Genomic DNA, 11,439 nt, shown 5'->3' on the forward strand with positions numbered 1-11,439 from the left:
TTTTCTGTCTTATTTGGCTGTTTGAGTAAATTTGAGTAGATTTTTAGAAGCGGTGTGGAAGAAGCATGGCGAGAAGCTTTAGCTGCCTACGAAAAAGCAGGTATGGCTATGGAAGCGGCTAATTGTCGCTATCTTATTGGTGCAATACGTCTCAATCAAGCTAATCGTCAACTTGTCCCTCATTTCGGTGAAGCAGAAACTAACTTAAATATCAGTCTTAATTATTATGAGCAAGCTGCTATGCGTAGTCAAGCTGCTGATACTTATTTTATGTTGGCTAGATTATATACTAATGCAGCATGGCGAGTGTCTTTAGAGCTTAAAACAAAACTTTTAGATGTGGCTCTAGAATATCTTAGTGATGGAGAAGCTAATTATGACGCAATACGCAGAGAATTTGCCGTAGGAGACAATCTGCAAGCACAACAATCAAAGCAAGCTTTAATCGAGAAAAGTGCTCGTCTCTATGATTTAGCTTTAGAGATTTTAATAGCAGATCGTCGTGCTCCTCGTGAAATTTGGCAGTGGACACAACGGGCTAAAGCAAGGGCTTTGGGAGACATGATGGGTTTGGGATCTGTACCTCTATGGAGGATTATGGCGGAAATTCAGCACTATCCAGTAGCAAAAAAACTAGTTAATCAAGAAAGAGAGATAGCACAGCAGTTAAGACAAGCATCATCAGAGCAAAGATTAGTAATTAAGAGAAAACTTGAAGAGATTCAACGGCAAATGCAAGACAATCAGCACCTTCAGGAGTATTTAGAATTACGTACAGGTGCAGCGATTACTGAAACAGATTTAGATACTCTTTTAGGGCAAGAATCCTTGAATTGTGTTTGTATAGATTGGTTGGCTGTGGGGAAATCTCTTTGGTTACTGGTTAAACGTCCTCATCAGTCACCAGAAATATACCCTCTTACTATTAAGCTAGATGAAGTAGTAGAGTTTATTCAGAACTATTTAACTCCTAATAGGTCTTTGCGTGTTACTTTACGGGATACACCAGAATTGTTAAGAAACCTAGACCCTCTCATTGCACCTCTTAAGACCTGCACAGCACCAGAAGAGTTACTAATCCTTTGCCCTACTAAAGAGCTGAATTTGCTCCCACTACACGCCCTCTGTATTGATGATCAAGTATTGTTAGAGCGTAATCCTCTAGTTTACTGTCCTAGTTTAGGTATTTTGCGCTATTGCTTGCTAGACGCCTCATCACATAGTATGGAGAGAAATTGCTATATGACCAGTAATCACCAAGTATTAATCAATAGTGCCCTAGTTCCAGATCCTGATGCTGATCAAGAATTAGGATCTAGTGATTTTGAAGCAATTGTAGATAAGGATTGCCGAGAAAGCCGATTTTTGCTGACGATAAAGACAATTAAATCTGTGACTATTGATAATCAACCGGGAGGAATAGTTGAGTTTCTTTGTACTTTTCAACCACCTCCAGGAAACAGTGCTCGTTTTCAATGGGCTGGTTTAGTTTTACGTTTAAATACTGCTAATGACACTAAAATTGTAGATTTAGTACCACGTACTGTCAGAGAATCTCAACCTCTTCAATTGAGAATTGATGAACAAGGCCAAATTGCCCTAAACTATCTTCAGAGTCAAGACATCAATCAACCACATATAGTTTATGGCTGCAAAGTGTTAGGATCTGGTATAGGTAGTAAATCAGCCAGATGGGATTTTAGCGAGGACAAGCACAAGCAAGAAGGAGTAAGTATTAATAATACTCTAGTAATCTGCCTATCTGGCAGTAAAATAATATCAGCTAATATTACTGTTACAGCACGTCTAGCAAAATCTGGATTAGGTGGTAAGTTGCTTGCTTTCCGGGATTTAATTATGGGTCCAAGTAAACAAACTAAAACATTTGAGTTGGAAATTCCAGAAGTTGAAAATAATCCTTGGCCTCCTTATTTTATATTTACAGACAGTGTATCTAATAAAACAGACAAGAATTTATCATCTCAAGACTCAAATTTTGATTCCAATCCAGAAAATACAAATATCGGTACCCAATTTAACAATCAAAAAGAGCAAAATTTATCTGTATCTTCCTCAGCTAAAACAGACGCCTTAGATATATGGAAAAGAAAATTAGAATATTTTTTATTACAAGAAGCTATAACAGCAGATCCTAGCCTTAAGTTTCAACTACAAGAACTAATAGCTGAATGTCGCCATAAAATTAGAGAACTCGAAGCTGAAACTTCAGAGAACTTCAAACAAAATAAAATAAGTAAACGAGAATTGTTAGAGATTCTAGAAAAAATGACACCTAGCCAATTTAATCGACTTATCTTTACACTAGAAATACCTCATCATTTTCTACCAGGTCAAGACACAACTCAAACAGATAGAGCGATCGCGCTTCTTAATTGGGCAGAATCGCCTACTGGTTGCGGGTTAGCTCAAATTGAGCAAGCTTTAGAAGAATTGAAAAATTACTAAAGAAGCATTAATTATAGCAGTGACCGCAGTGGTGTTAACAACATTTATCACTAATGATCCCCCCTTCCCCCCTTACCAAGGGGGGCTTTTCATCATTTTTGTCAACATCTATTGGCTCATTGCTATATTTAAATTATTACAAAGACTAGAAATACCTAATCATTTTTTCCCAAGTCAAGATGTACCTCAAGTAGATAGAGCGATCGCGCTTCTTAATTGGGCAGAATCGCCTACTGGTTGCGGGTTAGCTAAAGTTGAGCAAGCTTTAGCAAAAGTGTAATACTACACTACAAAAAGCGATTATCTTCTAACCACTGGTTTAAATCATCAATAGCACGAAAATCTAATAAAGCATCTCCTAAGGCTTCTACTTGGGTTAGAGAAAGACTATTGATTTGTGCTTCTATCTGAGAATTTATTTCCTCGCCAAAACGGCGCTTAAGTAAACGCAAAAGTAGACTTTTCTCTCCTTGCTCTAAACCCTGCTCTAAACCCTGCTCTAAACCCTGCTCAATACCTTTTGCCATCCAACTAGTTACTATTTCCATTACTTGCTCTTCCTCCTCCATTGCTAATGATTGTAATTGTCTTTGAAACTCATTTTCTTCTTGTTGATTTAATTCTAAATAACTATCTACGAATGCCGAAATTAATTCACTTTTAGCTAGGTCTAATCTCAGTGTGGCTATCATCCTTAAACATTCTAGCTTGACTGTGGCTCTTTCTTCTGGTGCAAAAGACATTTTTGCCATTAAAGCCGCAGTCACCGGAGATGGTTTACTTAAATACTCTCGCCAATTTAATCTATTGAGTTGAATACTGATAAAACTAAATTTTAATACTTCTCTATCAGGAAATAATACCAGATATTGATTGTTTTCTTCTCTTCGTGGTTTATCAAAATAAAACACTACAATGGGATAGACTGGTAGTTGATATTTTTCATCTAAACGGGCACAATAGTGAAACATTCGGCGGGCAAAATTAGCTCCCCCACTACCTTCATTTTCTAGATGAATTAAAAAAGCAGTATCTTGACTGCGAAACTTTACTTGAGCGAGTAAATCTACTATCCTTTTTTTTCCTGAGGTAATATCAGTAAAGACCTCTTGGGGTAAAAAGGTGATGGAGTCTGGTTGAATATATTCTACTACTTCTGGAAGAAATAACTCTACTCACATCAAAGCACCAGTACTTATGTACCAAATTAACCTCAGAAAAAGTTCATTTCTCGTATTTCCCATATCTTGCACTCGGTATACCAATTTTTAAGCGTTGAGCATTAATTCTTTAACTCATTACTCATTACTCATTACTCATTACTCAACCACAACCAGTAACATTAGGTAAAGATGCTTTGGTCTGAGTCTAGGAATTCTAGAAAAAAAGTAGAAATTAATTCTTTAAAAAGGCGATCGCTGTCTACCATGTTTGATAATATATTATTTAAATCTGAATTGATATTCTAAAAATATTCGATTATCATCGGCAAAATCTGAAGAACCACGAAGAGTTAGTTGGTCATTAAAATGATAGCGAACGCCAAATTGTGGTGGTTCTGTATTAGTAAGGATTTTTAACACGGAAAAGGAAAAATCCTTAGTTATATCAATACCCATTTCCATGGCTAAACCGAAGGTTTCGGTGCGATTTTTCTCTTGAATAATGGGAGTCGGAAAAATTCTCAATTCACTCAAACCCAGGGTATCAGCTAATTCTCCTTGGAAACTCCCAAAAAAGGCAGACCCTGCCAAATTAGCTAAACCGAGGGTACTTTCTCCTCTGCCTAGGGTATTAACAAAGCTACCCCCCAACAAAGCTAATATTTCCTGTTGACCACGAGGTGGACTACTGGAAAACTCTATACTATTAGTAAGCTGACTAGCAAACCCTTCTATTCTGGCTTGAATGCGAATAGTTTCTAAAGTACCAAAAGAATTAATAGGAATATCGCTAATTTCTGAAGAGAGGGGGTCTCGTAATAAATCTTGAGAATTAGTTTCTGATACTGAACTAGATAATTCAACGTTTAAATAAGGATCTAATCCATGACGTTGAAAGAATTCAGCTTGATTATCGGCACTATTAACTAAACTAAAATAGGTAGTAAATAAATTAACGCTGCCTTTTTCTAGATTAATCACTCCTTCTGGCCGAGGATTAGTAAAAGTACCAAATAGATTTAAACTTCCATTAGCTACAAAATTAAGAATAGGTTGTCTAACTAATTTAATATCTTCATTGAGATTAAGTTTCAAACCATTAAACTCTACAGAATTACTATAATCATCTTCAGTGATTTGGGAATTACTAGCATCTCCAAGAATAATTTGTCCTGAAGATAGATTTAATTCTCCTGTAAGAGATGGTTCGAGGAAACTACCGGAGATATTAACTAAACCTTGGACTCCTCCTTGGTAGAGTCCTTTGATATTAAGAGTGAGATAATCTAAAGTAACATCAAGAGATTGTCGATTACTAACTTCAAATAGAGGAAGAGTCCCAGCAATTAAAAAGCTGCCTCCACTAAAGTTACCTTTTAGGCTTTCTACTTCAATTTTTTCAAAGTCAAAGAATATTTCGCCATTAATTTGTTGAAAAGGGTTATTAGGGAAAAAATCGCTGGTAATAATACCATCAGTAATTTTAGCTTTTCCTGTAGTTTGCAAGTCAATAAATGTATTGTCTTGTTGATTAAATTTACCTGTTAAATTTAAGCTAACATTTCCGGTGCCTTTTTCCCATTCTAGAGCAGAATTAGTGATAATATTAATTAGTCTTAAGCCTCGGTCTTGGATATTAATATTTATTTCAAACTCATTATTGCGAGGCTTAACCAGAGCAAAAGGTAATTGATAGGGAAAGCTACCGTCTAAACTAATAGTATTATTAATATTTTTAGTTAAACTATTAGCGGTAAAATCAAGATTAGCATTTTTATAAGTAAAATTTGCTTTAGTATTATCAAATTCAGTTTGATTAATATTTATTGATTCTAGAAGAAATTCTCCTTCGGCTTGAGGATTCTTTTGACTACCTCCTACTTGAACTTGACCATTAAGTATACCGCCAACTGCTAAATTGTTCGGCAATTTTATCACACCTTCGATTAAGTGAAGAGGAAGATGAGTGATTTTCAACTCTCCTGCTTGACTTTTGTCGCTGAAATAACCAGAAAAACTAATCAAAGCCTTTCCAGAGGTTAAGCTAATTGGTTCTAGAGTTAAAGTACTGTCTTGAAGATTACCTTTTGCTAGGAGTTTTTCAATATTATAGTCTCCCCATTCCCATTGGCTGCCTTCTAGAGAGAAATTAGCTTGAATTTGAGAATTGAGGGGACCATTGAGAGAAATAAACCCATTAATAAGTCCTGTTAATTGATTTAGTTGAGGTAAATCTAGGGGTTGTTCAGCATTTTGATTGTTACTATTACTCATTGCTTCAATTTTAGCTAGATAACGCAACTGAGTAATAATTTCAGTTCCTGGTAATCCTCTAGAAAATAACGGTGAATTGGTTTTGTTGTTTTCTTGAGTTTGATTGTATAAACTAGCGGCGTTACCATAATCTTGACCATTAATCCCAGAAGCTAAATCAGATAATTGAAAAAATTGTAAGCTTTCTAAAATGTCTTGAATTTGTCCTTCGTTGATGTCTATTTCTGCCTGTAGTTGTGGAGTATTCTCTGATAAATTTAAACTTCCTTTGATGCTGTATTTAGTTTTGCCTTGTTCTAAAGTTAATTGATTAACAGAGATTTCTTGGCGACTATAAACTAATTGTGCCTCTAATTTTTCTCCTTTGATGGGACCAAGTACTGGAGCCGCAATGTTAAAATTAGCAAAACCTTGGTAATTGTTGAGATTAATGGCACCATTACCAGAAAATTGTCCAGATAATGGTTTATAGGAGTCGAGATTAAGTCCTGGGATTGCTTTAATAATTTTTATGGGTAAATTTTCTGCTTCGACAAATAATGTTTCTCCTTGGGTATCTCCTTTGATGAGAGAATTATTTTCTTTGAGGGAAAATTTGAGAGGTTGATAGTTACTATCTAGTGAGAGTAGAATTTGATCTTCTTGACCTTGGAGAATTAAGTTAATAGTTTGGTTGATATTGGTATTGATTTTACCAGATAACTTGGGTTCAAAATCTAAACCAGGAAGTTTTAATTCAAGAGTAGTTAAATCGCCATTTATAGTCAAATCTTCTGACTGTTTATAAATTTGACCATTAAAATTAACTATTCCTGCTATAGATAACTGTTGATTTAAATTAGCTAAGTTGATAGTAGCTTTGCTGATATTTAATTTTAAATTCCTAATGTTACCTGTAGGGGAAATTCCCAACCAACCATTCCCTTGAATATTTTCTCCTTCTATAGTTTCAATAGATAAATATTCACCATCCCAATCAATTTTAGTAGCTATTGGTCCTTCAACTACAGCAATTCCTTCACTAAAGTTCAAATCTCCTTTTACCTCGAATCCGGTCAAGTCAAGTTGTCTGAGATTAGATTTAACTGCTAAATTACCACTGAGATTTCCTGTCAGGGGTAATGACTGAGAAAATGGTTTTAAAGCCACGGCTACAGCTTTTAAATCCATCAACAACTTTTCCTCAAATAAAGCTAATTTATTAACAAAAATCTCGCCTCCAGAGGTTAAATTTAGTTTACCATTACCTGTTAAGGCTAAATCCTGGATTTTTTCGCTAACATTGCCGTTAATTTCTAAATTACCCTCAATTGCTTCAGTTTTAGCCTCAGGGATAAGAGTAGATAGTTGCCAATTGTTAAATATCCAATTACTCTGTAATTCCCCTTGATTTAAATTAAAATTCTCAGCCACAATCATTCCCTTACCTAACTGTAAATTAGCTTCACCAGTAGCCGTAATGTCAGACCAAGATGAAGCCTCAATTCCTCCAGAAACTAACAAGTTAGCAACTATTTCTGCTTGAGAGAGATTAGACTGTTTTAATCCTAGGTCTTCTAAATGAAGGTTGTTAGTGACGAGATTAGTTTTCCATTGATAATCAGAATACTCTAGATTATTTAACTCAATTTTGCCTTTTCCTGAAGACAATTGGGCTTGACCTTGACCCTCAATGGCGTCTACATTGGCTAGAGGACCAAAAATATCTATTTCACCAGTTTCTAAGTTAAACCCATTTATCGGAACATTTTTAGCTTTGAGATTAAGCTGAAAATCCCCTGTATTTTCCTGAGTGGTTGATGGAAGTTTAATGATGCCGTCTCCCCAGGTATACCCTCCCTGAGTCGGCGACCCCTGTAATTGAATAATATCAATTGCTGAGTTTGTTACCTTAAGATTGCTATCTAGAGAATCAAATTCAATTGTACCTATAGTGACGGGGGTAGCATTATTTCCCTCTATAGTTGTTTGAGGATTTTCTAAAGCTCCTTTTACTTCTATAGTAGATATTAACTTGCCTTGGACATCTATAGGAGGGGGAGGTAATTTTAAGCTTTCGATAATTTCCGTAATCTCGGTGGCTTCAGTTTTGGCTTGTATCGATAAGTCTTCCTGTAAAACGTCAACTACTCCTATTGCTGTTAGAGGAATTAATCCTAATTTGGAATTTACATCTAATTTAATCTGATATTCACTGAAGGTCAATTTACCATTAGTTTGATAAAAGGATTCTGGTAAAGCTGGTAGTTTTACTGCTACTGTATCTAAATCAGCCACACCGCTAATTTGAGGTAATTGCTTTTTTCTCAATTTGATAACTAAATTGCCTGCCACCTCACCTGCTTCTAAATTTAAGGGTAGATTCAATAAATGGGTTAATTGTTGCGCTTGAATTTTATTGCCGATTACCTGTAAATTTATAGCTTCGGTAGTTGTTTGCATACTGCCTCTTACTCTCAAATTACCGCCTCTCAACAGTTTTCCTCTGACTTTCCAGTCTAGAAGTTTTTGTTTAGGCATTAGGTGGAGAATGCCGGAATCTATCTGGGTATTTACTGGTGTTTTTAAATTGGCTTGACTATCTCTAGCTACTAGGGTGACAGTAGCTTCAGTAAGTTGTAAATATTCTAAATTGACTAATGAGGGGGAAGACTGGTTATTTTCGCTTTTGGGTAAAGATAACCAATCATTATTTTCTCTTTGTTCTAGGTAAATCTCAGGCTGAATTAAGTTAACATTGAGATCTAGTCTACGAGTAATCAGAAATTCTATGGGATTAAATCTAACCTTGACACTAGAAATTTTGGCATAATCTGGATGAATATCTGTGGAGGGAATCAAACTTTCGCCAAATCTTATTTCACCCAAGGGAGAAAAACCAGTGACTTCGCCAATTTCAACTTTTCTGTCGAGTAATGTTGTTAATTCTGTTTTGACTAGGGGAGTAAGTTCTGTTTTTATCCAATAACGACTATAGGCGATTCCTATACCGCCACTAACTATTAAAAAGCCTCCAAAACCCAAAGCAAGAGGGCGCAAATATCGTTTAGCTTTAACTTGTTTAGATTTAGACACTCTGAGTTTATTAATAAGTTTATTGGTTGACTCAAGCATTTTTAACTTTTAACTTATTTTAAAATTTTTATCTGTTTTTTGAAGACAAAATAAGATGGACAAGTATTTAAAAGAATTAATTCGGCTTTTTTGAGATAATTTCTAGCTATAGATAGATATTTCTTATTTAACTAAATGTTTAAGATGGCAAACTCAAAAAAGGGTTAGAATATATAGAATTAAATAAATAGTAATAAAAACGGAAATATGTTCTCATCTCGATGCCTAAGCCTATATTATTTTTAGTTATCAGGAGTTTAAAAATGAAAATTATAATTACAGTTAAACCAAATTGTAAATGTCAAACTATTGAGGAACTTGAAGAAGGAATATATAAAATTAAGTTAAAATCACCTCCTACTCAAGAAAAAGCAAATAATGAACTAATAGAAGTTTTGGCTAATTATTTTACTGTTCCTAAAAAAAATATTAAGATTAAATTAGGACGTTATACTAGACAAAAAGTAGTTGAAATTGTTTAGAATTTTACTAAAAGTTTAAAATTCTAACTTTTTTAAATCTCAATTAAAATACCGGATTGGCTATCCTCATATCAAAGCACAAGTACTTATGTACTAAATTAACCTCAGAAAAAGTTCATTTCTCTTTCGCCTAAGAAAAGTAGCAAAGGTCAACCAATTTTTAAGCGTTGAGCATTAATTCTTTAACTCATTATATCAAGTTCGGGTGAATACTTACAATAAAAATGAGGTGAGGCAAGAGAGGCAAGAGAGGCACCGAGGGAAGATTTTTAGTTAAATTAAAGTAAAGCCTTTGTGCCTCTCCCAATCGGGTTGAAGTCCCCCACCAAATCGAAGACTTTGGTGGTCTGCGGTTAGATATGGGTTAAAATCCCCATCTATACCAACCTCCAGCAAAGCTGCCTTTCAACTCCTGCCTCCTTTTAAGCGTTGAGCATTAATTCTTTAACTCATTACTTAAAGACTTCAAGACTTCAAGATTCATCCCCCACCAGTAACTTTGGGTAAAGTGCGAGGGTCTGAGGTTAGCCCACGCGGGGTTGCACCGCAAAATTATAGCGCTGCGCGAAGCGTGAACAGGCGACGCCGACACCTGACGGGAATAGTTAGGCTAGTAGTAAGTTTTACCACTTTTATATTTTAAGCATCGTTTTTTGTACTGCTATGCCTTCGCGCATTGCTCCTTCCCCCTTCACCAGCAAATGAGTGGAAAAGATGCCAGAACTGAGTATTAGGCTATTGCTTTTTTAAGACGAAGACAAAAGTCTCCAAGTTCCAATAATCCCTGAGGAGGATTATCGGTATCTAAAATCTTGACAAAAGCACTACCGACAATCACGGCATCTGCTCCCCATTGACGCACTTGTTGAGCTTGTTCTGGATTGGAAATACCGAAACCAACGCCGATAGATTTATTAGTAATAGTTCTCATAGTTGAAAGGAGGTCTTTTACTTGAGTGGCTATTTGTGACCTAACTCCGGTTACTCCGGTGACACTTACTAAATAAATAAAGCCTTGGGATTGAGAGGCGATCGCTTTGATTCTACTTTCTGGTGTATTAGGTGTTACTAACAGAGTGACTTCTATGCCCTTTTCCTTAGCAGGTGCTATCAATTTCTCGGCTTCTTCTAGGGGTAAATCTGGCACCACTAAACCTTTTACTCCGGCTGTGGCTATTTGAGTCAAAAACTTCTCTATACCACGGTTAAAGATGGGATTACAGTAGGTAAACAGGATAATTGGTACTTTGATTTGGGATTTAGTTGCCGCTACTACTTCTAACACGTCTTCTAATCGCACTCCTTTTTGTAGAGCGCGTGTCGCAGCCGCTTGAATAACGGGACCATCAGCGAGAGGGTCTGAGTAAGGGACCCCTAACTCAATAAAATCTGCTCCGTTTGCGGCTAAAGTGGTTAAGGCTTTAGCTGTTGTTTCTAAATCAGGGTCTCCTGCGGTAATAAAGGGTATTAGGGCGCATTGGGATTGAGCTTTGAGGGATTGAAAGCACTTCTCAATAGAAGTCATAGCAGTTATTTTTACTCCTTGGGGTTAGTAATTTCTTCTTGTAATTTAGCGATTTCCTCAGGGGTCATCTCTTCGAGACGTTTACGCATTACTGCATCTTGATAATCTCTCAGTTGCTGATTATAGGTCATATTTTTAGTTAAGACTCGTAACAAATATGTTGAAGTCCAGACAATTAAACCAATAACTAAGAGTAACTGTGTCCAGATGCCTGCGGTTAGTCCATCAATACCCAGGTATTGTAACCCAAGGTAGAGAAGACCCCCGAAGGCAAAAGTTCCTAAACCAATGAAAATAATATCCAGTCGTCGCATAGTTTAAGGTTTTATGTCTCGGCGTGCAATAGTTTAAGCTTTTATTTCTCGGCGTGCAATAGTTTAAGCTTTTATTTCTCGGCGTGCAATAGTTTAAGCTT

7 protein-coding genes are annotated in these 11,439 nt (G+C 36.0%); 3 read left to right on the forward strand and 4 right to left on the reverse strand.

What is annotated here, in order from left to right; genetic code table 11:
* Window positions 1-54 precede the first annotated feature (54 nt).
* Together MW688_RS15385 and MW688_RS15390 are read left to right on the forward strand one after the other, a co-directional pair.
* The gene (locus MW688_RS15385) at window positions 55-2,466 is read left to right on the forward strand and encodes a hypothetical protein (protein ID WP_486736893.1); all 2,412 of its coding nucleotides are present in this window, start codon (window positions 55-57) and stop codon (window positions 2,464-2,466) included.
* A 28-nt stretch (window positions 2,467-2,494) separates the two neighbouring features.
* Window positions 2,495-2,746, forward strand: a complete 252-nt coding sequence (locus MW688_RS15390; protein WP_486736894.1) for a hypothetical protein — start codon at window positions 2,495-2,497, stop codon at window positions 2,744-2,746.
* Between the two features lie 7 nt (window positions 2,747-2,753).
* On the opposite strand, the gene MW688_RS15395 is transcribed toward MW688_RS15390, so the two are convergent.
* Both MW688_RS15395 and MW688_RS15400 read right to left on the reverse strand, forming a co-directional pair.
* Window positions 2,754-3,437 carry a DUF4351 domain-containing protein gene (locus tag MW688_RS15395; protein WP_486736895.1) on the reverse strand — a complete coding sequence of 228 codons (684 nt, stop codon included), beginning with the start codon at window positions 3,435-3,437 and terminating at the stop codon, window positions 2,754-2,756.
* Between the two features lie 471 nt (window positions 3,438-3,908).
* Window positions 3,909-8,978: a translocation/assembly module TamB domain-containing protein gene (locus MW688_RS15400; RefSeq protein ID WP_486736896.1), complete on the reverse strand. Its 5,070-nt coding sequence runs from the start codon at window positions 8,976-8,978 to the stop codon at window positions 3,909-3,911.
* 260 nt (window positions 8,979-9,238) lie between these two features.
* On the opposite strand from MW688_RS15400, the gene MW688_RS15405 reads away from it, so the two are divergent.
* Window positions 9,239-9,499: a DUF167 domain-containing protein gene (locus MW688_RS15405; protein WP_486736897.1), complete on the forward strand. Its 261-nt coding sequence runs from the start codon at window positions 9,239-9,241 to the stop codon at window positions 9,497-9,499.
* 730 nt (window positions 9,500-10,229) lie between these two features.
* On the opposite strand, the gene trpA is transcribed toward MW688_RS15405, so the two are convergent.
* Window positions 10,230-11,024, reverse strand: a complete 795-nt coding sequence (gene trpA / locus MW688_RS15410; protein ID WP_486736898.1) for a tryptophan synthase subunit alpha — start codon at window positions 11,022-11,024, stop codon at window positions 10,230-10,232.
* Between the two features lie 11 nt (window positions 11,025-11,035).
* Complete coding sequence (locus tag MW688_RS15415) at window positions 11,036-11,338, reverse strand: DUF3007 family protein (RefSeq protein WP_486736899.1); 303 nt, start codon at window positions 11,336-11,338, stop codon at window positions 11,036-11,038.
* Between the last annotated feature and the right edge of the window lie 101 nt (window positions 11,339-11,439).

This window comes from Johannesbaptistia floridana, assembly GCF_057440575.1.

Coding starts and splice junctions, on each gene's coding strand:
- trpA (WP_486736898.1), bottom strand. CDS start 11,024: ATGACTTCTATTGAGAAGTGCTTTCAATCCCTCAAAGCTCAATCCCAA.
- MW688_RS15405 (WP_486736897.1), top strand. CDS start 9,239: ATGCCTAAGCCTATATTATTTTTAGTTATCAGGAGTTTAAAAATGAAA.
- MW688_RS15415 (WP_486736899.1), bottom strand. CDS start 11,338: ATGCGACGACTGGATATTATTTTCATTGGTTTAGGAACTTTTGCCTTC.
- MW688_RS15395 (WP_486736895.1), bottom strand. CDS start 3,437: ATGTTTCACTATTGTGCCCGTTTAGATGAAAAATATCAACTACCAGTC.